The organism is Elusimicrobiota bacterium (assembly GCA_016218575.1).
GTDB lineage: Bacteria > Elusimicrobiota > Elusimicrobia > UBA1565 > UBA9628 > JACRDN01.
Genome location: JACRDN010000016.1, coordinates 103151 through 126508, shown reverse-complemented (window position 1 = coordinate 126508; position 23358 = coordinate 103151). Strand labels below are relative to the sequence as shown.

Here is a 23358-nt window from a genome sequence, read left to right as displayed (position 1 = left end):
TCAAGGCTGCCGCGGCGCGGGCGCGCCCGGATTATATGTAAAATACTTTTCGGTGGATTACCGAGAGCGCATCTATAGCCGCTACCGCTCGACGCATATCAAAGACGTTTCCCCCTTGACCCTGGAGGGGCTGCGCTACGAAGCCCGCGTTTTCCGGAAGGTTTTCGGCCCGCTCCTGCCCTCGGATAAAAACGCCGCTATTTTCGAACTCGGCTGCGGCTCGGGCTCTTTCCTTTATTTCCTGGGCGAAAGCGGCTATAAGAATGTCGCCGGGCTCGAGCAGGATCCGGAGCATGTCGTGGCGGCCCGGAGGTTCGGTGTTGCCGAGGCGGCCTGCGGCGACGCGCTCAAGCACTTGAGTGGGGTTCGGGAGAGGTATGACTGCGTGATCGCCATCGACGTGGTCGAGCACTTCAAAAAAGAGGAGCTTTTCGGCCTTCTGGACTCAGTGATGGGCGCGCTCAAGCCCGGCGGCGTTTTTGTTTGGCGAGCGCCAAACGCGGACGGGCTTTTCGCGGGGCGGCTGCGCTACGGGGATCTTACCCATGAGATTTCCTTCACCAAATCCAGCGCCTGGCAGCTGATGGCGGCCGCGGATTTCGCGGACGTGGAAATTTCCCCCGAGGAGCCGGTGGTCACCGGAGTCAGAAGCGCCGCGAGGGTGATCCTCTGGAATTTGTTCAAGATTGCGCTCAAGGCTTACCTTTTCGCCGAATCTTACGCGCATGGCGAGTGCCTCCTCACGCCCAACTTGATCGTGCGCGGGCGCAAGCCCTGATGGCGCCTTTCTTTTCCGTAGTCATCGACAACCACAACTATGGCCGCTTTTTAAACGCGGCCGTGCAAAGCGCGCTGGATCAGGATTTTAACGCCAAGGAAATAGAGGTCATCGTCGTGGACGATGGTTCCAACGATAATTCTCGCCAGGTTCTGGAGAGCTTTCGGGGGCGCATCAGAGCTGTTTTCCAGGAGCGCCGAGGGCAGGCCTCGGCCTTCAACCGGGGCTTCGAGGAGGCGCGGGGGGAGGTGGTTTGCCTCCTGGACTCGGACGATTCATGGGAGAGAGAGAAGCTCTCCGCCATCGCGCCCCTGTTCGATGACGAACAGGTGGGGGGCGCTCAACATTGGCTGCGCGACGCGGACAGTGAACTCAAGCCCCTCCCCCAGACCTTCCCGCGTTGGCCGCCGCGCTACGCCTTGGCCGATTTCTTGGACGGCCGGACGCAGTTCACCGCGACCAGCGCCCTGGCCTTCCGCAGGCAGGATTTGCTCAAGGCCCTGCCCATCCCAGGCGAGCTCTTCTATTATTTGGACGATTTCTTGAGCGTCGGGGTGCTCTTCCAGAAGGAATTGGCCAATCTTTCCAAGGTCCTGGGCCGGCACCGGCTTCATGGGGCCAATTTTTGCGCCGGCGGCTACGCGGACGCGCGCAAGCTAGAGATGGACTTCAGGATGAGGCGAATTTTTCGAGAACATTTGAAGCCGAGGCTCGCCGAGAGGGGGCTGGAGTTTTCTCCGCGAGCCAAGGCCTTGGAGAGCCTCGAGCTGTGGCGCCGCGAAGTCCTGTATCACGCGTTGAAGGGCGATCCCGCGGCCGCCTGGCGGACCTGGGCCGCAGGCGCTCCCGGCCTCGGGAGATCTTCCTTCTCCCTATTTCGCCGCTCCACGGTTTTATTGGCCGCGCTGTCGCCCAGCCTATATCTTTCGCTCTATTCCCTTTACGTCGCCTTGAAATCTCCATGAGGATCGCCATCGAACAGGCCATTTACCTCGGGGGCGTGCGCGGGGTGGGGACCTACGTGAGGAGCCTGGTCAAGGCCTTGGCCGAGATTTCCGGAGCCGATGAGGAGTTCCTGCTCTTCGGGTTCTTTTTTCGCGATTTCGAGAGCAAAAACAAGCAAGTCTATTATCCAAGAAACCCAAGATTCAGGCCAGCGCTGAAGCGCTGGCCTGAATCTTGGGTGACTCGCCTAGAGTGGGAGTGGGGCCTGCCGGTGATTGATTCCTTCTGCCGCGGAGAGGGCGTTGCCGTGTATCACTCCCCTGCGACCAGGCTGCCGCATCTGAGCCGCGCGGCCGGCGTCATCACGGTCCATGATCTCGTCTGCGAGGTCCATCCGGAATTCCTGGCGCCCCAGGCGCGCGCCGGCTGGTCGGCCTTCTCGCGCGAGCAGGTGAGCAGGGCCGATCTCGTGATGGTTGACTCGGAATGCACCAAGCGCGACTTGATGGAGAGGTTCGGAACCGCCGAGGAGAAGATCCGCCGGGTTTATCTCGGGATAGATCACGAAGCCTTCAAGCCCGTTGAAGAACCGAAAATTCAGGAGTGCTTGAGGAAGAAATTCGCCCTTCCCGGGCGCTATTTGATTTCGGTCGGACCATGGGAAGAGCGGCGCAACCTCGAGACCGAGCTCGAGGCCTTGCGCGTTCTTGTCTCCCGGCCTCAGACCCAGGAATGCTCCTTGGTCCTGGTCGGCTCCGGGGAAGGCCCCTACGTCGAGGGCTTGAGGCGTCGCGTCCACGAGCTCGGGCTTAGCGAGCGCGTCATCTGGACCGGCTACGTGTCCCGGGAGGAGCTGGCCGGGCTCTACACCATGGCCGCGGCCTACGCGTATCCCTCATGGTACGACGGCTATAATATGCCCCTGCTCGAGGCCATGTCCTGCGGGGCGCCCGCGATCGTGTCGCGGGCTGGAGTGCTTCCTGAGTTGGGACGGGATGCCTGCCTTTATTTCGACCCAGGCAGCCCGGAGGAAATGGCGGATTGCCTGAGTCGCCTCTTGACGAATCAAGCTCTCGCGCAAGAGCTTCGGAAAAAGGGTTTTGCCAGGACCATGGACTTCCAATGGGAGAATACCGCGCGGCAGGTCCTCTCGGTCTACCGGGAAGCGGCCGGGGGGCGCGCCCGGTGACGGCCCAAGGGAGATCTCTTCTGTTCGCGAGGCACTTGAGCTGGAATTTCCTGGGCCAGGTCGCGGTGGCTGGGGTCAATTTCTTCTGCGTTCCTTATCTGGTCTGGCGCTTGGGGGTCGAGGCCTACGGCCTTTACATCCTGATGCACGCGGCGGCGAGCTATCTCCTGCTCCTGTCCTTGGGCTGCGGCACGGCCAACATGAAGTACCTGGCGCAGTTCCAGGCCGCCGGGGACCGGCGGGGCCTGTCGCGCGTCCTGGCCTATTCCGGCGGTATCTGCGCTTTGGGCGCTGCGGCCGGCTCGACCGGGCTGTTCCTGGGCGCGCGGTTTTGCGCAGAAAAAATCTTTAATCTTCCCGCGGGCTCCGTTGAAGCCGGAGCCCGCATACTACGCTGCGCTGCCGCGGCCGGGCTCGGCCTCTTCGGCGCGCAATGGGCGAGCTCCGCCCTGCAGGGCTTCCAGCGCTTCGGCGCGCAAAACCTCTTACTCTTCTTTCAGGCGGGGATATTCCCCTTGGCCGCGGTTGCGCTTGTGCGCGCTGGGGGCGGGCTCTCGGCCGTCGGGCTCGGCTATGCCGCGGTTCAGGCGCTGGCTTTCCTTCTGGGCGTCCTTCTGATGATTCCGACCTGGAGGAAGTTCCGGGCTTTCCCCGAAGGCCCCGGGCTTGGATTCAAGCCTTTTTTGTCTTTCGCCCTGGCGGGTTGGCTCGGAAGCCTGGCCTGGATCGTGACCTTCCATTTCGACAAGATTCTGATCGCCCGGCGACTTTCCCTGGCGGAGCTCACCCTTTACGGGGTGCCTTCGGGCCTCCTCCAGCGCCTGCAGATAGTACCGGCCGTGATCTCGACCGTGCTCATCCCCATGATGAGCCAAGAGCAGGGCCCCGAGGCTCGGGAGACCTTGGCGCGCATGTATTTGAGGTCGGTGAGGCTGCTTTTGGCCACCGTTTTACCGGTCCTGGCCCTTCTTTTCGCGCTCATGCCGCAGTTTTTGGGGCTGTGGCTGGGCGGGGACTTCGCCGGTCCTGGGGTTTGGCCGGCCCGGATCCTGGTGCTGGTCCAGGGCTTCTTCATCCTGGTGTATATTCCAAATTCCGTGGTGACGAGCCGCGGCCGGCCCGGCTACGCCTCCGCCGTGACCTGGGCCCAGGCCCTTTTGAGCGTAACAGCCTGGATAATATTGATTCCGCGCCTTGGCCTCTTGGGCGTGGCCTTGGGCTCGTTGTTGGCCCAGGCCCTTCCTATGGCCGTCTATTTGGCCGTGGTGCACCGAGAGTTCTTGGGAATCTCATTGGGGCGTTACGGCGGTGAAGCCCTCTCGGCTCCCGCCGCGAGCGCGGCCGTGCTTTTGGCGGCCGTGTTCCCGTTCCACGCCTGGGCCACGAGTTGGGCCAAGCTCGTTCTCCTGGCCAGTGGAGGGAGCGCTCTCTACGGGGCCTGCCTCTGGCGCCTCATGGGAGACGCGGATCGGCGCTGGATTAGGGATTATCTGCACCCGGTGCCAGGCACCGGAACGGCCGGTGCCTGGCACCGGGGGGAGTGACGCCGATATGTGCGGCATTTGCGGGATAGTCTACAGCGACTCGAGAAGCCCGGATCCCGGGCTTCTCAAAACCGCTAACGACCTCCTCGCCCACCGCGGGCCCGACGACGAGGGCTTTTATGTGGATGGGCCCGCAGGATTGGCCATGCGAAGGCTGGCCATCATAGACTTGAACACGGGGCACCAGCCCCTCTCCTACGCCGAGGGCGATTTCTGGATCGTCTTCAACGGCGAGATATACAACTACCAGGAACTGCGCCGTGAGCTGGAGGCTCGCGGCCGCCGTTTCAAGACAAAGACCGACACCGAGGCGATACTCGCCCTTTACCAGGAGCTGGGGCCCGCGTGCCTCGGGAAGCTCCGGGGCATGTTCGCGCTCGCGATTTGGGACAAGCGCCGCAAGAGGCTGTTTTTGGCCCGCGACCGCATCGGCAAGAAGCCCTTGGTCTATGCCCAGGGCCGGGGCTTTCTGGCCTTCGCCTCGGAATTGCGCTCGCTTTTCGTTTGGCCGGACATTTCGAGGGAGGTTCTGCCCGAGGCTCTCGACCAATTTCTCTCCCTGCAGTACATCCCCTCGCCCCACACCATCTACCGCGGGGTGAAGAAGCTTCCTCCCGGGCATTTCCTGGTTTACGAGAACGGGGAAGCCCATGTCGAGCGCTATTGGGATCTGCCTTTGGGCAAGGCTCCGGCCACCCGGGATCCTGAGGAGGCCAAGAGACTGGTGGTGGAGAAGCTTAAGGAAGCCGTGCGCCTGCGCCTGATCTCCGACGTTCCTCTCGGGGCGTTCTTGTCCGGGGGGATAGACTCCTCCATCATCGTGGCCCTCATGAGCGAGCTTTCCCCGGCTCCGGTCAAGACCTTCTCCATCGGCTTCGAGGAGGAGGCCTTTTCGGAGCTCCATTTCGCCAGGGAGGTGGCCGAGCGCTACGGCTGCCGGCACACCGAGTTCATCGTCAAGCCCGAGATGGCCGAGGTCCTTCCGAAGCTCGCCTGGCATTACGGGGAGCCCTACGCCGACGCCTCGGCTTTGCCCACCTACTACGTGGCCCGCGAGACTCGCAAGCACGTGACCGTGGCCTTGAACGGCGACGGGGGAGATGAGAACTTCGGGGGCTATGTCCGCTACCGGGCCATGAAGCTCGCCCGGCTTTTCGATGCCCTCCCTGGCCCGGTCCGGGCCGCCCTCAAGGCCGGGGCCGAGCGCTTGCCGGAATACCAGGCCCCCTATGGATTCACCTGGAAGCTCAAGCGCTTCCTGCGCTCGGCCCTTTTTACGGAGCTGCCGCGCCGGCATCTCAAGATGGTGGGGTATTTTTCCAGTGAAGATAAGGACGACCTCTATACCAGCGAGTTCCGAGAGAGATTGGGAGAGAACTTTGAGTCCGCGCAAGAATATCTCGCAGGCTTCTTTAAAGCCTGCGCGCAGGAAGATTTCGTCAATCGCCTGCTTTACGTGGACTTCAAGAGCTATCTTCCGGAGTGCTTGATGGCCAAGGTGGACATCGCCTCTATGGCCAACGGCCTGGAAGGCCGTTCGCCGTTTCTGGACCACGAGTTCGTGGAGTTGGTTTATAGCCTGCCCGGGGAGTGGAAGCTCAAGGGACTTAAAGGGCATAAATGGCTGCTTAAGGAGGCGTTTGGGGACAAGCTCCCGCCCGCGATCTGCAATCGCGGGAAAATGGGCTTCGGCATTCCCCTTGGAAGCTGGTTCCGCGGCCCCCTCAAGGGCTACTGGGAAAGCCATGTCATCTCCCCAGAGGCCCTCTCCCGCGGCTATTTCCGCGAGGAGGCCTTGCGCCGGATCTGGGTCGAGCACCAGTCAGGCCGCCGCGACCACGGCTACCGCCTCTGGGCCCTGCTCATGCTCGAGCTCTGGTGTCGGTTATAAAGAGTCGGCGGTCTGGGCCAGAGCCTGAAGGAAATTCGCGTGCCTTTCATCCACGGTATCGGGCAAATTGAATCCATCGGGGTCATCGCTCGTTATGTGGGTGAGGGCTTTTTTTCTGCGCTTCATGTTGGAAAGCCCCGGGTCTCCCAGCCAGGATGGTTTTTCCTTTTCGCTGCTGGAGGGTGGAAGAACGAGGAATTTGATGGGACGGGAATCTTGAAATAAAGCGTAGAATTTGGACCTGCCCGCGGAGTTGTCCGATGCATCGGCAAGCGATAGGGCGGACCAGGGGTTTTCCAAGCCGTAGTCTTCCCAGCGGGTTTCGTATATTTCACGGAGCAGGGCCTCGGTCTCCCGTGGCCGCCCGAGGGCCTTGAGGCCTTCGATGATATTCTGGCGATAGGGGAGCTCTATGCCGAAGCGAACCCAGGCCATTCTTTCCAAGTATATGGCCGGGTCTAACGAGGTGGCGATCACCCACAAATAGAGGACCCTTTCGCCCACCCGTGATGGATCGTGTTCTCCCGGGGTATGGGGCCGCGGGAACTTTTCAAGGCAGGTGGAGACCAAACGGGGAAGGATTTCGGCCAAATTCGCCAAGTCCACCAAGCCTACTTGGGGCCGGCCGGGGTCTCCGAAATACTCGAGAGGATGGCCTGGGAAGGCTCTTAGATGCATGGCCAAGGTCTTGGCCATGTAAAGGAAGGCCCGCGGGCGATCAAGCGCAATCAGCAGATGGACATTTTTCCAAAGAACCGCCGGGCTTTGAAAGTCGGATAGGGCGGCCATCACCAGCCAATAATCGAAGGAGCCGTGAACCTCCTCCAAGCCCTGTTCTTCCCAGAACCGCGCCAATATTTTTATGACGTCTTTGGCCTGCGCCGAGCCGGGGGGCACGGGAGGCATCTCTTTCAATGCCTCCGGATCTTTTGAGGCCTTGGCCTTTCTCCTGATATGAAAAAGGCCGTGCATAGCTCCATAGAGGAAGTTTCGCCGCTTGACGGCGACCGATTCCGGGCGCAGCTTTTCCTCTAGCCATTTCCGCCAGGCCGATGGGTCGTCCGCGGCGCGAATAATTTGCACATGCTTTTGGCCGTCCTCGATTTCTCCCCAGCCGAATGCGCGAGAGCCTGAGATATAGGCGGCGAAGGCGAATATTTCTATGTCAGGCGGAAGAAAAACCTCGTAGTAACTGTCGCCCATGGCGCGCAGGACATAATCTCGGCGTTGGCCGTCCGTGGTCCAGGCCAAGATGACCCCGGGGGTGCCGGTCTCGAAATGCAGATAGGCGTTATTCCTGGTTCGTATGGTCCTGGGCATGGTGCCGCCGGCTTGAATAAAATCCACGTTCTCTTCCAGCAGCTTGGAGCGGGGGTGGGGAATATCCGGCGTGATGTATCGCCCTTGGGCGCTTTCAGGGTTCCCTTCCCAATTGCGGAGCATTTTCTGGCGGGCGGTCTCGATTTTCGCGGCAAACTCGATGGCCGAAGCCGGAATCGCCTCGCGCGGGGAAGACGCTGTTCCTGGTCCATTGAGGGCGTGCCGGGAAACCGCGCCGTCGAACTTGCCCGCCATCGCTTGCGCGGTCTGCTCGTGGTGCTTGGAGACATCATCGGCGGGTGCGCTCAGGATCAAGGCTTTGGCCTCTGCCGCCAAGGCGTTTATCTGTTCGGGAGAGAACAGGGCTAAAGCCCCGGCATCCCACGGCCCCTGTCCGGGGTTCGCGCTCGCTCGGCCCGAGACCTCCGCCGCCGCTCCAAGCAGGGCCGCCCGCAGAGCCGCATCCGGCTGCGATTGTGCCATAAGCTTGGGAATGCTGAGAGGAGGCTTGCCCGCCAGGCGCAGCCAGGCGTTGGCCTTGACGACGTCGTTGACGAAGCGAGGAGAGGGGCTTGATCGGGCCTCGGCGATCCCAGACGCCGTCTGCATGGCATGGGGGAGGTTCGCTCCCAGCAGGCAGGAAGCCGCGATAATCGCTGTTTTCCACCGCATCCCGGGGAGTATATCCCGCGGCTTGGCCGCCGTCAATGCGCGAGTTTCCACCCGTTGGCGGCCGGGATTTTAGGTCTAAAGACCCAAGCGTTAATAGGACTTATGGCCCTGATATTTCCGAGCCGGCGCCGTTATGCTCAGTTATGCTCGATAGAATAGGGGGATCGCGCACAATGAAACGAAAGAGCCTGGCCTGTCTCATCTATTCCTGTATTTTATTCCTATTCCAAGCTCCAGCCGGCGCCAATTCCTTCAGCCGGGGCGATCGCGACCCTGTCGGGCTCCCTGGGGGCCCCGATCCCGCCCCTCCCGGGGTTTTTGAGGATGATCCGTTTCCCGCCGGAAGAGCCGTCCCGGCCGATGCCGAGTTGGCCAAAATATTGGCGCGGCGCCGCGTCGTCATCATCGGAGAAACCCATGAAGACGACGGTTTCCGCAAGGGTCTGACCGCGCTTTTGCCTCGCCTCAAAGAGGGTGGCCTGACCTATCTGGCTATAGAGGCTCCGCGCGATTGGCAGCGCTTCATTGATAGATACCAGTACGGGGGCGACATCAAAGGGCTGAATGAAATGTCCTGGTATTTGACTTCTTCCGACAGTCCCTTCAAAATCGAGTTCAGCAAGCGTTCCACCAAGATCTGGGTGGATTTGCTTAAAGCGGCGGCCGATCAGGGGATCAGAATCACGTTCATAGACATGGCCGACAAGGGAAAGGACGAGCTCAGGCGCTCCTCCACGGACCACGATTTTTATCTCAAAAGGGCGGAGTACATGGCCGAGCGCATCGCCGAGATTTGGACGCACAATCTGGACGGAAAAACTGTGGCCCTGGTGGGAGCCATGCACGCGCACAAGTCGCGCATTCCCTCATTCTTAAGGCGCAGAAACCCTCGAATCGATTCCTTCGCCATCAAAGGCAGATCCTGGCGCGACGCCGCGGCGAGGTCGGGCATGTTTTATAAGCCATCCAGGGACCGCCATTATGACGCCTATCTGGTCTATATTCCCCACGAACAGAGCTTTATGCCCCCGGAACGGACGCGCTTGCGGAACTGGGACGCGATTACCCCCAGGATCGAGGATGTGTTGAAGGGCCGGCCTTAGCGGTAGAACTTCGCGATAGACTCCACCACGTACTCCTGCTGCTTGGCCGACAGCTCGGGATAGATGGGCAAGGCCAAGGTCTCTGCCGCGGCTTTCTCGGCCTCCGGGAAGTCCCCCGGTTTGTATCCCAAGGAGCGGAAGCACTCCTGCAGATGCAGAGGGATTGGGTAATACACCTCGGTTTCAACCTCTTTCTCGCGCAAGAATTCCCGCAGGGCGTCCCGGCGCGGGGCGCGGATGACGAATTGATGGTAGATATGCGGGAGGACCAGGCCTTTTGCGGCATGGACCTCTCGCGGTAGGGTGGGGCCCTTGTTGACCAAGCCGCCGGCCGAGAAAAGCCGGCGATAACGTTCGGCGTTCTCCCGGCGCTTCCGGGTCCAAGAATCCAAATATTTCAGCTTCACGCCCAGTAGGGCGGCCTGGAGGGCGTCGATGCGGAAATTCCCTCCCACGAGCTTGTGGTAATACTTGGGCTGGGAGCCGTGCACGCGCAAAAGGCGGGCCTTCTCGGCGAAGGCCGGGTCGTTTGTGAGCACGGCCCCGGCGTCTCCCAGGGCTCCCAGGTTCTTGGTGGGGAAAAACGAGAGGCAGCCGGCCAAGCCCATGCTTGCCGCGCGTCCGGCGGGGTGCTCGGCCCCGACGGCTTGAGCCGCGTCCTCGATCACCGGGATATTCCGCTTCCGGGCGAGTTCAATAATTGGGGCCATGTCCGCGCATTGACCGTAGAGATGTACCGGTATGAGCGCCCTTGTTTTTGGGGAGAGTGCTTTCTCTATTTTTTTCGGGTCCATGTTGCAGCTTTCCGGCTCGATGTCCGCGAACACGGGCTTGGCGCCGAGCCGGGCGACGACTCCGGCGGTGGCGAAGAAGGAGTAGGGCGAGGTGACCACCTCGTCGCCGGGCCCGATGCCCAAGGCCATGAGGCATAGAAGGAGCGCGTCGCTTCCGGAAGAGACCCCGATCGCGTGGCGGGCTCCGCAGTAGTCGGCTAAAGCTTCCTCGAAGCGGACGACCTCTGGGCCTAGGATGAATTGCCCGGTTCCAACGATGCGCCGGACGGCCTCCAGAAGCTCCCCTTGAATTGGCTCATGATGGGACTTGAGGTCGAGCAAGGGGACTTTCACTGGTTTTGCCCCGCCGGGACTTTTCTCAGCGCCTCGGCGATAAGGGGTTCTTTGCATAGAGTTTGGCAGTCGAAGCCCCGGGCCGTGAGCCAGTCCAGGACTCGGTCGGGTGCTACGCGGCTCGGGTGAAGCTCCATGATGACGCGGGAAGTCCTGGCGAGGGCCCTTTCCCCTCCTTCCAGGACGGCGAGCTCGGCGCCTTCCACGTCCAGCTTTAGGTGGTCTATTCGAGGCACGCCCTCCAAGGTGTCGTCCAAGGTTCGCACGTCCACCATGATGGCCCGCCTGCCCGGCGTTTCATGCAAGGTGTTGGCCGCGGGGTTGTCCGAGCTTTTGTCCGCCACGAAGAGCTTGCCACTCCCCGCCCGGGACGAGAGAGCCGCCGGAAGGACTTGGACATTCCCGCAATCGTTCAGGGCGATGTTCGCCTTGAGAAGTTCGAGGTTCTTGGGATCAGGCTCCACCGAGACCACCCGGCCGCTCGGCCCCACTTGCCGGGCCGCGTAAAGCGTGAAAACCCCGATATGGGCGCCGACGTCCACCACGGTCTGACCCGCCAGATAAGGGCGGCTTCCCCTGTAAATTCCTTGCTCGTAAATCTCAGAGATGACGCATTGGTCATGCGGGCGGTACCGGAGGCGGCCTCCGTCGGGCAGACGCGTCTCGAGGAGCCAAAACCGGCTCTTAAGACGGCGCAGGCCGGAAAATTCCATGGCGCCGTGGAAGAGCCGGGGGCCTAATAAAGTCCTGGCCAAGGGGCGCAAGGCTTGCCAAATCTTTTCCATGATGGAGAAAAAGAAAAGCCGAAGCACGAGAGATTATCCCATTTTTAAGGCGGTCAAAATGAACTGCACGCCGATGGCGGCCAGTAGCAGCCCCATGAGGCGGGTGATGATGTTGAGGACGGTGGGCCCGAGTTTTTTCGCGCCGGAGGCGGCCGCGTCCAATATCCAATAAGTGGAATAGGCCACGGCCGCGATGCACAGGTAGAAGATGGCCCGATGCCCCCAGCCGTGGGCCTTCTCGGCCAAGACGATGGCCGTGGTGATGGCGCCGGGCCCGGAAAGCATGGGGATGGCGAGCGGCGTGATGGCGATGTCCTGCTTGCTGCGCCCTTCCTCGGTTTCCTCCGCGGTTTCCTGGAGGGGTGATCTCTTGGCTCTGAGCATGTCCAAGGCCGAGAGGAGGAGGATGAGTCCCCCCGCGATCTGGAAGGCCGGCAAGGTGATCCCGAAGGTCCGGAATATGGCAGGCCCGATCGCGGCGAAGACCATCATCACCGCGGCACAGGTGCAGGAGGCGGTCTGGGCGATGCGGCGGCGCTGGGCCACGGTGTCCTGCGCGGTCATGGCCAAGAACGCCGGGATCGCCGCGAAGGGATCCACGATGGCGAAAAGCGAGGCGAAGGTCAAGAGCGCGTATTCCAGCATTGGCAATAAGTATAGAGCGAGAAACGGCGCAGGGCAAGGCTTTGACTACGAGCGATTTTCCAGGGAGGATATGCGGGTCTCGTGAGCGTTGAGCTGGCGTCCGTGCTCACCAATGATTTTGTCGTAAACCAGCAGAGTTCGTCTGTTGTCTGCAGTTTCTCCCGCGAGCCCATCCAAATTGGCGATGATTTGGCTGAGTTGGGTTTTAATATAGGTGAAATCCGTTTTTGTGGCCATTTCTTCCCTGGTCTTTATCAATTCAATAGCGATACGATCCACTTTGTTGTCCACTTTGGTAAGCTCGAAGCGGACATCTTGGATTTCGCCTTTAAGCCCTGACTGGACGGCCCGCATTTCGCCTTTGAGCGTAAATTCAACAGTTCCGATTTGCTCCGCCAGGGCGCCGCGCGTCGATTCAAGATCGGCTTTCGAGGCGGGCGGAGGTCTTCTTCTCTTAGGCATGGGCTGGCGATAAAACGCTCACTATTATATACGATTGACCCCCCGAAAAAGTTCCCTTATAATCCTTTCAAGAATGCGCGCATTATTCCACGCCCGAGCGTGCCTCGGCGCGGCTTGGATCGGGCTTAAGAGGCGCCTGACGGGCGTTTCCCCGCGGCCGGTCAAGCGCGTCCTGGTGCTGGGCTACGCCGCGATCGGGGATTTGCTTTTTTTCCTGCCCGTGCTGGAGGTTCTGCGCCGGGAGCATCCAGAAGCCGAGATCGTTTTCCTTTCCAACCCCTATCCCACGACGCGGGAGCTAATCCCGGAAACGAACCTGGTCGACGAGGTTTGGCTCCATGACTGGGAAGGGCCTCAGGGCCGGGAGGGCCGCGGCGAGATCAACCGCAGGATAGCGGATGGCGGCTTTGACCTGGCGGTTTTGACCTTATCGGCGCCGGCGCATTACTTTCAGCAAGGGCTTGAGGCCGTTCCCGAGATAGTCGGACATATTCGGCCCTGGGGGAGACTTAAAAGAGCTCTGATCACGGGGGATATTTCGCGCCGGGCCTTGATCACTCGCGTGGCCCGCGTCGCTGGGGATTTTGAGCATGTCCTGGCCCGGAATTTGAGGCTTTTGGAAGCCCTGGGGATGACGGCCGGCTCCGCCTTCCCCCGGCCCCGCCTTCCCATCTCCGACAAGCATCGCCGCAAGGTCCTGGACCTTATGGGCGTCCCATTGCCGCGCCGTAGGGTGGGGGTGCATTTGGGAGATCCCGGAAACCCTTACGGGAAGATGTGGCCTCCGGAGCGCTTCGCAGAGGTATGCCGGAGGCTTTCGCAGAAAGCCTCCCTGGAATTCGTCTTGATCGGCGGCCCCGAGGAAAAGAATAGCGCTCGAAGAGCGCTGGAGAGTTTTCCCGGGATGCTTTCTATGGTAGGGCGGCTCTCCCTTCTCGAAAGCTTCGCCGCCATTGAAACCTGCTCCCTGTTTTTAAGCAACGACACGGGGCTTGCCAAGGCGTCCATGCTTCTCGGCGTTCCCACGGTCACCTGGTGGGGTCCTTCCAATCCCGCCGAGTACGGCGCCGTTTGGGACACCGAGAAGCATTTGGATCTGCGCACGGGGATCGCCTGCAGCCCTTGCACGGCCCAGGGCATGCCGGCCCGGCCCTATAATTATCTCAACTGCGGCCATCGCGACTGCCTGGGGAAGTTAGAAGTGGGCTTCGCGCTTGAGGCCGTGCTTAAGAAATACCCGGATATCTTGGGCGCAGGATAAGGCCAGGCCGGCCAAGCTTAGCGCGCTCGCGAGAAGCCCCAGCCAGAACGATGCCGGGCTGAACCTGAAAATCACCCGGTGCTTGCCCGGGGGCAGGCGCAGGGATAGAAAAGGCTCGGCGTCCTCGCCGATTTTGGCTTTTCCCCCGTCCACCTCGGCCTTCCAGCCCGGGTAGTTCATTTCCGCGAAGACCAGAGTGACGGGTCCGCGAGCCTCGACTTCGGCCTCGACTTTGCCCGGCGCATGCCGCGCCACGGCCGCTTTTCCCTCTCCGTCCTGTATGAAAACGCGGGGCCGGGCGCGGGGATTGAAGCGGACCAGGACGTTGGACCTTTCCACTTTTGCGGCCGGGCTCTTGAGCCCGATCACGAGGCATGCTCCGGCCCGGTCCAAAAGCTCCTGGGTTTTCACGGAGGCGAGTTGGGCCCGGTACTCATCGGACTTCTTGAGCCGCAAGGTCTGGTAATTGGAGATGTCTTCGATTCCGAAGGCCATGCCGTAGGAGGGCGCCAAAAAATCCCTCATGAGGAGGTAATCCTCCTCGGCCTCCAGCGTCCCTTGGGCCCAGGCCCGCATGAGGCCTTCCTCATGGTAGACTCGGCAGGGCCGAGGCAGGCCTTGGATCGTTCGGGCCAAGGCCGGAGGAGCGCTCAAGAATTCCGGCTTGCCCCAGGCGGATTTAGGATATTGCGCGAATAGGACGAGGTCGGCTCCTATCAAAAGGGCGGCTCCCCAAGCCCAGCGGCTTTTCAGGTGGGAAAGGCCCAAAGCCGCCAGCAAGGCCAGAAACCCAGAGGCGGGGAAAAGCCAATTGGCGGGATAGCGGAAGAGGCGGGTCAGCCCGCAGGCGGCGTAGCCTGGGATGTGCCGTCCGAGGCTGAGAAGAAGGCAGGAGGCCGAGCCCAAGAGCAGGAATTTTCCGAGCCGGCCGCCTTTGGCCGCGCCCAGGCCGGCCAATATTAGGGCCGGCAAGCCGATGTAAAACGAAACCATGGCGGGATCGCCCGCGAGCCTGGGGCTTGCGGCCATCCATTGGGGGAGAGCCAGCTCCTTAAAGAGCTGTAACGCAGGGATGGAGAATTGCGTCGCCATGGAGGCGTTGAGCTGCCAGCCGCGGCTCGAGAGGGACAGAAGCTCCAGGAAAGGCAGGAGCTGGACCGCGGAAAGCCCCGCCGCCCACAGTCCTCCTTTGGCCAACGCTTTGAGCGATTTGCCGCCCTTGGCAAAAGCCAAAATCCCGGCCGCCAGAACGGTCAATAGGCTGAAGGTGGGGTAGCCGGCCAGCCATTGCATGGCCAGGCCGGCGCCGATGCCCGCGCAAGACTGGGTTTCCACGGCGTAAAGCACGGGCATGAGCCATGAGGCCGAGGCCAGGTGATGGGGGAAGACGATCCGGGCCATGAAGAAGCCGTTGAGGGCCGATGTAAAGGCCGCGCCGATGCAGGAAGAAGGCCGCTTGGTCCAACGCCAGGCGAGGGCTGCGGCAAATCCCGCGGCCAGTAAAGAGTGAAAGACGACCCAGAGCCTCACGTATTCCGGGAAATCCCCGGAAGCGCTGAAAATCCATTGGAGCGGATAGAGCGCCGAGGTGATGGGATCGGCTGAATGGAGGGTGCCCATGTTGCGCCAAGAATTCCATAGGGGAAGCCTGGGGTTTTCCCAGAGAGAGCGGGCGAGCCGCCAATTCGGGTAGGAGACCGCGATCATGTTCCCGTCTATGGGGAGCAGTCCTTCGAGCAGCAGTTTTCTCCAAGCAAGGACGAGAAGGGTCAGAAAAATAAAAAAAGGAAGGAGCATCGGCCGTGTTTTTTGGCGCTCTGGCACGTGGGGGATTATATTTAATACGATAGGCTTGTGGCGACGACATTGAAAGCCAGCAAGGCCGCGCCGTCTCGGCGCGCGGTGACGGTCGGCGACTTTAAGATCGGCCCCCGGGGAAAAAAGTACCTCTCCCAAGTCGTCAGGTCCAACCGCATCTCCTACGGCCCTTTTTCCCGGCGTTTCGAGGAGTCCTTCGCCCGGGCCCACGGCTGCCGCTTCGCGGCCTTCTGCAATTCCGGCACCAGCGCACTGCACGTGGCCTTGGCCGCGCTCAAGGAGAAATACGGCTGGACCGACGAGGACGAGGTCCTGGTTCCCGCCGTAACTTTCGTGGCCACCTCCAACATCGTACTGCACAACCGCATGAGGCCGGTGTTCGTGGACGTGGACCCGTTTACCTACAACATGGACCCCGCCCTCATCGAGGCCCGGATCACGCCCAGGACCCGCGCCGTCATTCCGGTGCACTTGACCGGCCTTCCCGCGGACATGAAGGCCATATCGGCTATCGCCCGCAAGAGGGGCCTCAAGATCATTGAGGACTCCTGCGAGACCTTGTTCGCATCCTGCCAGGGCAAGGTTGTCGGTTCCTGGGGGGACGTGAGCTGTTTCTCGACCTACGTGGCCCATTACATCGTCACCGGGGTGGGGGGCTTTACCCTGACTAACGACCCGGATTTGGCCGTGCGCCTGCGCTCCCTCATGAACCACGGCCGGGACTCCATCTACCTCAGCATAGATGATGACAACGGACTATCCGGCGGCAAGCTCCGGGAGGTGGTGGCCAAGAGATTCTCCTTCGTTTCCGTGGGGCACAGTTTCCGCGGGACAGAGTTCGAGGCGGCCTTGGGGCTGGCCCAGATAGAGGAAAAGGATAAAATCATCAAGGCCCGGCGCAGGAACGCCCGGCTTCTGAGCGAGGGCTTGAAGGACCTGGAGGAGTTCCTCCAGCTGCCCGCGACCCCGGCCGACCGGGAGCACATGTTCATGATGTATCCCTTGGTCGCGCGCCAGGGCGACAAAACCGAGCTCGTGAATTTTCTCGAGGAGCGCGGCATCGAGACCCGCGACCTTTTTCCATTGATTTGCCAGCCCATCTACAAGAAGATGTTCGGAGACCTAGAGCCAGAGTATCCGGTGGCCGCCAGGCTCAACCGCGCGGGCTTCTACATCGGCTCCCACCAGTATCTTTCCGCCGCCGACATCGAGCACATCCTAGACCAGCTTCATGCCTTCTTCCGCCGTTAGTCTTACTGTCCTCATCCCAGCGATCAACGAGGAGGAGAGCCTGCGCGTCCTCCTTCCCGAGATCCATGCGACCTTGGCCGGGCTCGTGGAGTCCCACGAGATACTGGTCGTGGAGGGAGGCTCGCGCGACCAAACCGCGGCCGCGGCCCGGGAAGGGGGGGCCGTCGTTTTGCCCCAAAAAAAACCTGGCTTCGGCATGGCCCTGGCCGAGGGCTTCGAGGCGGCGCGGGGGGAATACATTTTGGCCATGGACGGGGACAGCTCGCATCCCTGCTCCGAAATCCGGGAGCTGTGGAAGAGTCGGGAGGGCTGGGATCTCGTGGCGGCCTCGCGCTTCGCCCCCGGAGGCTCGGCCGAGCTCTCCTGGTCGCGCTGGCTCTTGAGCCGGGCGCTCAACTGGGCCACGAGCTGGCTTTTGGAGTTTCCCATCCGTGACGCCTCCTCGGGATTTCGGCTTTACAAGTCCTCGGCCCTGAAAGGGTTGAGTCTTCACTATGGGGATTTTTCCGTCCAACAGGAGATTCTCGCCAAAATAATCAAGAACGGCGGCAAGGTCCGCGAAATTCCCTTCCATTACCACGCGCGCCGCGGGGGCGCCTCCAAGGCCCGCGTGGCTTCCTTGGCCAAGTCCTACCTGCGCATGATGTGGGAGCTCAAAATCCTGCTTTCGGGCGTTTTCGCGCTCGCGGCCCCGGCGGCGGTCCTGCTCCTGGGGTTGGGCGCCGGGCTTTGGGGCTTGCGCTGGGGTCTTCCTGGAAAGGAGCGGCTGAGGATTCTGCCCGGGGGAAGGCCCCTCTCCCAGGAAGCCGCCGATAAAATGGCCGAGCATTGGGCGGGCCTCTATCGGGAGATCCGACGTTCGCACCGGGAGATGCGCCGTGAGGAGCCCGTCACCTACGTCAAAGGCTTGGTGGAGATCCCACCGGGCTGGGATTTCCCGCCTCCGCCGCTCATCAACTCCTACAGGTCCTTTCTGGTGCAGTCCGCCAATCCAGATGAGAAAAAATCCTTCATCATCCTGTCCCAAATGCGGCCTTGGAGGCTCGAGTTCAAGCCCTTGTATGCCCAATACGGAGGGGCCTTCGTCTATCCCTTGGGCCTGTTCCTGCAGGTCTTGTCCTGGACCAAAGCCGCGGTCCTGACCCCGGACCTAAGCTTCTATCTCCGGAACCCGGAGCAAATGGGACGGCTGTACCTCTGCGGCCGCCTTTTCATACTTATTTTCCAATTGGCGAGCCTTCTGATCGTCTACCACATGGGCCGCGAGCTCTCCGGCAGAGGGGCGGGGCTGGCCGCCGCTCTATTTTTCCTGCTGAGCCCCGCGGTCGTCCACAACTCGCATGTTCTCAAGCCCCACCCCTACGCGGCTTTCTGGGCTTTGGCCGCTTCCTACGCCGCGGCTCTCATTCAAAGCCGCGCGTCCGCGGCGCGTTACCTGGCCTGCGGGGTATGCGGCGGCATGGCGGTGGGCTCCAACATGGCCTTGGTTTTTTTCGCGGGAGGGCCTGCAGTCGCTTGGTTTTTCCGGGCTTGGGCCCGGAAAAACCAAGCCGAAGAGCGGCCGTGGGCGTTGGGCGGCTTGGCCCTGGGGCTCTGCCTCTTCGTCCTCTTTAACCCCTACCTGATTTCCTCCTATAAAGACTTTGCTTGGGAGCTGGAAGTCTACTCTCCCACGCGGCTGGGCCTCCACTTAACCGCGTTAGCTAGGCTTCCCAAGGCCGCGGCCGAGGGCCTGGGGCCGGTATTAGCCGCGGCCATGGGCTTGGGCGTCTTTTGGGGAGCGAGCAGGAAAGGCCCCGGAAGAATCCTCTCCTGCTTTTTTCTGGGGAGTTTCGCATTGATATGGCTGCGCTTGGGCGGGGTTCCCTTGGACTCGTCCTTCCTGCGTCTTCTCTATCCCCTGATGGGCCTGGGCTCCGCCTTGGCCGCGGCTCTCTTGTGGCGCGCGCCGCGGGGGATTCGGGCCGGGGCCTTGGCGCTGATTTTTTTCACGAGCGGCCTGGAAAGCCTCGTTCTTCTTGAAAACATGCGCCGCGACGGTGGGCCGGGCTCGACCTGGGCCCAGGCCGCGGATTGGCTGGAGGCCCATGTTCCCGCGGGCGAAAGCCTGGGACTTGCCCGCTACCCCGAACCGGCCCACGCCCCGGCGCTGCGCTACGACCGCTACGCCCTCTCCATTTTCTCGCGGCCGGAGGAGCTGCCTAAAGGAAAACTTCCCAACTACCTGTTGCTCGATGAAATAGGAAAAGCCGCGATAGACAACTGGGCGCAAAAAAATTATGATGGGGCCCGGGCGTTCTCGCCGTGGCGGGCGCTTTGGTCCCGGCCGCGGGACAGCGCTTTTTTCGCCAATCAAGCCATTTATATCTATCATCGCCACGGCCGCCATGACGACCCCCAAAAGCCTTCGACTGTCCTCGGAAGGGCTGGTACCCCCCGCGGCCTTGCGCGCCATTGACACTGGCGACCTCGAGCGGCTCAGGCTGTGGAAGAACGCCAACCGCTCGGCTTTCTTCTTCCAGGGCGAGATTACCGAGCGGGGCCAGAGAGAGTGGTTCGAGGGCTACCTCGCGCGGCCGGATGATTTCATGTTCATGGTCAACGAGTCGCTCGGCTGCCTGGGGTTTAGGCTCGTCAAGGGAGCCGCCGACGTCTACAATGTCATGGCCGCTCCCCAGGCCTCCGGGCGGGGGCTCATGCGTTCGGCCATGATTTTGCTGTGCAGCCACATATTGGCCGAGCGCTGCCCGCGCATCGGCTGCCTGGTGCTCAAGGGCAATCCTGCCTTGGGTTGGTATGAGAAATGCGGCTACCGTGTCGCGCGCGAGGCCGAAAATCACCTCGAGCTCGAGCTCGGGAGCTTCTCCCCCTGCCGTTACCGGAGGCAAGCCACCGCATGATCAACGTTTTCGGTTCCTTGGTGGGTCCCGAGGAGCTGGCGGAGGTCCGCCAGAGCCTCGAGGCCCAATGGATGGGGATAGGTCCCAAGACTGCGGCCTTCGAGAAGGCCTTTGCGCAAAGATTGGGCCTGCCCGGCTTTGTGCTCCTCGACTCGGGCTCCAACAGCCTCTACATGGCGGTCAAACTCCTGAACCTGCCGCCGGGCTCCGAGGTGATCGTGCCCTCCTTTACCTGGATCGCCTGCGCCCACGCCGTGGTTCTCGCGGGCTGCGTCCCGGTTTTTTGCGACGTGGACTACGACACGCATAACCTGACCGTGGAGACGGTCTCCCGCGCCATGACTCCCCGGACTCGGGCCGTGATGGTCGTGCACTACGCGGGGCTTCCCGCCCGTATCGAGGAGCTGGCCAAGCTCGGCCTGCCCATCGTGGAGGACGCAGCCCACGCCGTGGATTCGGCCAGGCGCGGCCGCTCCTGCGGCGGCCTCGGGGACATCGGCATCTACAGCTTCGACGCCGTCAAGAACCTGGCCATGGGGGAGGGAGGGGGCCTCACGGCCCGGGACTCGGCCCTCGTCCAAAGGGCGCGGCAGCTGCGCTACTGCGGCATCGGCAAGTCGGGCTTCGAGGCCTCGGCCAACAAGGAGCGCTGGTGGGAATACCAGGTGGCGGATTTTTTTCCAAAAATGCTGCCCTCCGACATCGCGGCCTCGATTGGCCTTGCCCAACTGCGCAAGCTTAAGGCCATGCAGACCAGGCGCAGGCGCATCTGGGACGATTACCAACAGGAGTTCAGGGAAATCTCCTGGCTCCTGCGTCCCCAGGAGGCGCCTCAAGGCGACCGGCACTCCTATTTCACCTACTGCCTGCGCGTCTTGGGCGGAAGGCGCGACGCCTTGGCCAAATATCTCTATCAGAACGGCGTTTACACCACCTTGCGCTACCATCCCCTGCATTTGAATCCCATCTATGAATCCCGGGCCAAGCTTCCCGTCTGCGAGCGCTTGAACGAGGAAGGCCTGAGCATCCCCCTTCATCCCGCCTTGAGCGGTTCCGACATCTCGAAGGTCGTCGAGATGGTCAAGAAGTTCAGGGCATGACCGCCCCCCCCGTCGTCGTCTTGGGAGGAGGCTGCGCGGGGCTTTGCGCGGCATGGCGGCTCAAATCCTTGGGATTTTCGGTGATCCTCCTGGAGAGGGAGGACCACGTCGGGGGATTGGCCGGCGGGATCCGCATCGGCGGGAGCGTCTACGAATACGGCCCGCACGTTTTCCACACCACGGACCCTCAAATCCTGGCCGACATCAAGTCCATCATGGGCGATGAACTGCGCCCCTACCGGCGCACCATCCAGATCAAGTTTCTCGGCAACTACTTCCAGTTTCCCCTCAGGGTCTCGGACGTCCTCTTCAAGCTTCCTCCCTGGACCATCGTCATGGCGGGGGCGAGCTTTGCCTACCGCTTCGTGGAGGGCGCTCTGGTCAAGCCCAAGGTCGAGAACTCGGAGACGGTGCTGCTGCGCTATTATGGAGACGTCCTCTACAAGATTTTTTTCAAGGACTACATCCTGCGGGTGTGGGGAATCCCGCCCGCGCAGTTTTCCCCGGCGTTCGCCCGCGAGCGCATTCCGCGCCTCAATATCCTAGAATGGCTTGAAGGCTTCTCGGCCTTTGCCCGGCGCGGGCTCGCGCGAGCGCGTCCATCGCTGTCGACGCGGGGCTACGTCGAGAAAGTGGAGGGGCCTCTTTACACGACCGAGGAGGGCTTTTCCCTGATCACCCGCAGGATGGGGGAGCGCTTGGCGGCCGCCGGGGCCGAGATACGCCTGGCAACGGAGGTCTCGGGCTTGAGGCGCGAAGGCAAGCGCCTGGCCGAGGTCCTGTCGCTGGGCCCGCGGGGCAAGGAGGCGCTCGCCTGCCGAGGTGTGGTCAACACCTTGCCCGTCAACGAGTTCGCGGGGGCCATAAGCCCCGGCTTGGGCGCCGAGGTCGAGGCCGCCGCCGCCCAACTGCGCTTTCGCGCCATCGTCTTCGTGGGGCTCAAGGTGCGCCGCCCCAAGGTTCTTCCGGCCTCGTTCATGTATTTTAGGGAGCATTCCTTCAACAGAATCACCGATCTCGCGCATTTCGCCTTCAAGATCGAGCCGGCGGGCCGCACCTTGCTCGTGGCCGAGATCGCTTGCGATCCTCGGGACCGGTTCTGGAGCGACGACTCGGCCGCGACCCAAGCCGTGGTCGCGGATCTGGTGCGCGAGAACCTTCTGACTCGGGCCGAGATCGAGGAGTCTCACGTTTTCCGGGCGCGCCACGCCCATCCCATGTACACCTTGGGCTACGAGGACGCGTTGAGGACTTTGCTGGCGGCGCTCGCGGGGCTTGAGAACGTCGAGACCGCGGGCAGGCAGGGGCGGTTCCAGTACGTCAACACCCACGTGGCCATGAAAATGGGCTACGAGGTCGCCGACCGCTTGGCCGCGCGCCTGGGAGCGCCATGAGCCGAGGCAAAAGCCTCTCCATCGTCGTCCCCGCCTACAACGAGGAGCAGGCGATCGAGGATATTCTGTCTCGCTGCCTGGCCGCGCGCGAGCCTCTCTGCCGGAGGACGGGGCTTTCCCGCGTGGAGGTGATCGCCGTGGACGACGGCTCGGCCGACCGGACCAAGGCCTTGATCGCCAAGTTCTCCGAGGTGCGGCTCGTGGCGCACCCCAGGAACCTGGGCTACGGCCGGGCCCTTTTGAGCGGGTTCGAGAGGGCCTCGGGGGATTATCTGGCCTTCCTCGACGCCGACGGCACCTGCGACCCGGCGGCTTTCGCGGACCTTTACCAAGCCTTGGTGCGGGCCCACGCGGATCTGGCCGTGGGAAATCGTCTGCACGAGGAGTCCCAGATGCCCGGCTTGCGCTACGCCGGCAACCTCTTCTACGGCTGGCTCATCTCGAGGCTGACCGGGGTTGAGGTTTCCGACTCGGCCAGCGGCATGCGCCTTTTTAAGCGCCAGCTCCTGCGCCGGCTCAAGCCCCTGCCCTCCGGCCTGCATTTCACGCCGGCCATGACCGCGCGCGCCGCCTGCCTGGGGTTGCGCATCGTGGAGGCTCCCATCCCCTACTTCGAGCGGCGGGGCCGCTCCAAGCTCAACGTGCTGGCCGACGGCTTGCGCTTTCTCAGGGTGATCCTGGGCATCATTTTTTCATACCATCCCTTGAAGATCTTCGGTTCCCTGGGCGTCGCCTTCGGCCTGGTCGCCTTGGGCTACGGCGCGGGTCCGGTCAAGTATTATTGGGACCACCGCGAACTCCGCGAGGACATGATTTACCGCCTGCTCACGATTTTGACCTTGATGGTCTGCTCCATGATCTCTCTCGCCTTCGGGATGGTGGCTCAAACGGCCTCGAACATCGCGGTGCGCCGGCCGGCGGGGTGGCTTGAATATCCTCGCCTGCGCGAGGGAGCGGTCCTCTTGGGCTTTGGGCTCGCCTTGGGCGGGATACTGCTCAACTCGGATACGATCCTTGAGTATGTTTCGAGCGGGCGGATCACCTTGCATTGGATCTACGTCCTGGCCGGGGGCCTAGCCGTGATCCTAGGCACGGTGCTGTTTTGCTTCGGGACGACCTTGGACATCGTGGCGCACCTGCCCAAGGCTTTGGAGGAAAAGCCGGAGGATTAAA

The 23358-nt window shown here is 62.1% G+C and carries 19 protein-coding genes; 13 read left to right on the top strand and 6 right to left on the bottom strand.

Annotation, left to right across the window (positions count from 1 at the left end):
- The first annotated feature begins 52 nt into the window (after positions 1–52).
- The 5 genes from HY921_05615 to asnB are packed head-to-tail and all read left to right on the top strand — an operon-like array spanning position 53 to position 6347.
- On the top strand, positions 53–778 hold the full coding sequence (locus HY921_05615; protein ID MBI5630343.1) for a class I SAM-dependent methyltransferase: 726 nt from the start codon (positions 53–55) through the stop codon (positions 776–778).
- Positions 778–1743 (top strand): glycosyltransferase family 2 protein, encoded by a 966-nt coding sequence (locus HY921_05610; GenBank protein ID MBI5630342.1) that lies wholly within the window; start codon positions 778–780, stop codon positions 1741–1743. The genes HY921_05615 and HY921_05610 overlap by 1 nt, the downstream gene beginning before the upstream one ends.
- Positions 1740–2912: a glycosyltransferase family 4 protein gene (locus HY921_05605; GenBank protein ID MBI5630341.1), complete on the top strand. Its 1173-nt coding sequence runs from the start codon at positions 1740–1742 to the stop codon at positions 2910–2912. The genes HY921_05610 and HY921_05605 overlap by 4 nt, the downstream gene beginning before the upstream one ends.
- Positions 2909–4456 carry an oligosaccharide flippase family protein gene (locus HY921_05600; GenBank protein MBI5630340.1) on the top strand — a complete coding sequence of 516 codons (1548 nt, stop codon included), beginning with the start codon at positions 2909–2911 and terminating at the stop codon, positions 4454–4456. Before HY921_05605 ends, HY921_05600 begins: the two co-directional genes overlap by 4 nt.
- A 7-nt stretch (positions 4457–4463) precedes the next feature.
- Entirely contained in the window at positions 4464–6347 is a 1884-nt protein-coding gene (gene asnB / locus HY921_05595) for an asparagine synthase (glutamine-hydrolyzing) (GenBank protein ID MBI5630339.1), read from the top strand.
- Here the strand turns inward: asnB and HY921_05590 are convergent.
- Positions 6342–8339, bottom strand: a complete 1998-nt coding sequence (locus HY921_05590; GenBank protein MBI5630338.1) for a hypothetical protein — start codon at positions 8337–8339, stop codon at positions 6342–6344. The genes asnB and HY921_05590 overlap by 6 nt on opposite strands.
- Before the next feature lie 173 nt (positions 8340–8512).
- Between HY921_05590 and HY921_05585 the strand changes: the two genes are divergently transcribed.
- Positions 8513–9442 carry a hypothetical protein gene (locus tag HY921_05585; protein ID MBI5630337.1) on the top strand — a complete coding sequence of 310 codons (930 nt, stop codon included), beginning with the start codon at positions 8513–8515 and terminating at the stop codon, positions 9440–9442.
- Here the strand turns inward: HY921_05585 and HY921_05580 are convergent.
- The 4 genes from HY921_05580 to HY921_05565 are packed head-to-tail and all read right to left on the bottom strand — an operon-like array spanning position 9439 to position 12461.
- On the bottom strand, positions 9439–10569 hold the full coding sequence (locus HY921_05580; protein ID MBI5630336.1) for a DegT/DnrJ/EryC1/StrS family aminotransferase: 1131 nt from the start codon (positions 10567–10569) through the stop codon (positions 9439–9441). The genes HY921_05585 and HY921_05580 overlap by 4 nt on opposite strands.
- The gene (locus tag HY921_05575) at positions 10566–11354 is read right to left on the bottom strand and encodes an FkbM family methyltransferase (protein MBI5630335.1); all 789 of its coding nucleotides are present in this window, start codon (positions 11352–11354) and stop codon (positions 10566–10568) included. The genes HY921_05580 and HY921_05575 overlap by 4 nt, the downstream gene beginning before the upstream one ends.
- Positions 11355–11387: 33 nt before the next feature.
- Positions 11388–12005: a MarC family protein gene (locus HY921_05570; protein ID MBI5630334.1), complete on the bottom strand. Its 618-nt coding sequence runs from the start codon at positions 12003–12005 to the stop codon at positions 11388–11390.
- Positions 12006–12044: 39 nt separating this feature from the next.
- Positions 12045–12461 carry a hypothetical protein gene (locus HY921_05565; protein MBI5630333.1) on the bottom strand — a complete coding sequence of 139 codons (417 nt, stop codon included), beginning with the start codon at positions 12459–12461 and terminating at the stop codon, positions 12045–12047.
- Positions 12462–12534: 73 nt separating this feature from the next.
- Between HY921_05565 and HY921_05560 the strand changes: the two genes are divergently transcribed.
- On the top strand, positions 12535–13722 hold the full coding sequence (locus HY921_05560; GenBank protein ID MBI5630332.1) for a glycosyltransferase family 9 protein: 1188 nt from the start codon (positions 12535–12537) through the stop codon (positions 13720–13722).
- Here HY921_05560 and HY921_05555 read toward each other — a convergent pair.
- A complete protein-coding gene (locus HY921_05555; GenBank protein ID MBI5630331.1) occupies positions 13657–15546 on the bottom strand; it encodes a YfhO family protein in 1890 nt (629 codons plus the stop codon). The two genes, HY921_05560 and HY921_05555, sit on opposite strands and share 66 nt — an antisense overlap.
- Before the next feature lie 30 nt (positions 15547–15576).
- On the opposite strand from HY921_05555, the gene HY921_05550 reads away from it, so the two are divergent.
- Genes HY921_05550 through HY921_05525 form a run of 6 tightly spaced genes read left to right on the top strand, consistent with a single transcriptional unit; the run spans position 15577 to position 23357 of the window.
- A complete protein-coding gene (locus HY921_05550; protein ID MBI5630330.1) occupies positions 15577–16791 on the top strand; it encodes a DegT/DnrJ/EryC1/StrS family aminotransferase in 1215 nt (404 codons plus the stop codon).
- Positions 16772–19249, top strand: coding sequence for a glycosyltransferase (locus HY921_05545; GenBank protein ID MBI5630329.1), 2478 nt, complete (start codon positions 16772–16774; stop codon positions 19247–19249). The genes HY921_05550 and HY921_05545 overlap by 20 nt, the downstream gene beginning before the upstream one ends.
- Positions 19179–19691: a hypothetical protein gene (locus HY921_05540; protein ID MBI5630328.1), complete on the top strand. Its 513-nt coding sequence runs from the start codon at positions 19179–19181 to the stop codon at positions 19689–19691. Before HY921_05545 ends, HY921_05540 begins: the two co-directional genes overlap by 71 nt.
- Positions 19688–20791, top strand: a complete 1104-nt coding sequence (locus HY921_05535; GenBank protein MBI5630327.1) for a DegT/DnrJ/EryC1/StrS family aminotransferase — start codon at positions 19688–19690, stop codon at positions 20789–20791. Before HY921_05540 ends, HY921_05535 begins: the two co-directional genes overlap by 4 nt.
- Positions 20788–22185: an FAD-dependent oxidoreductase gene (locus HY921_05530; protein MBI5630326.1), complete on the top strand. Its 1398-nt coding sequence runs from the start codon at positions 20788–20790 to the stop codon at positions 22183–22185. The genes HY921_05535 and HY921_05530 overlap by 4 nt, the downstream gene beginning before the upstream one ends.
- Complete coding sequence (locus tag HY921_05525) at positions 22182–23357, top strand: glycosyltransferase family 2 protein (GenBank protein MBI5630325.1); 1176 nt, start codon at positions 22182–22184, stop codon at positions 23355–23357. The genes HY921_05530 and HY921_05525 overlap by 4 nt, the downstream gene beginning before the upstream one ends.
- The last annotated feature ends 1 nt before the right edge of the window (position 23358 follow it).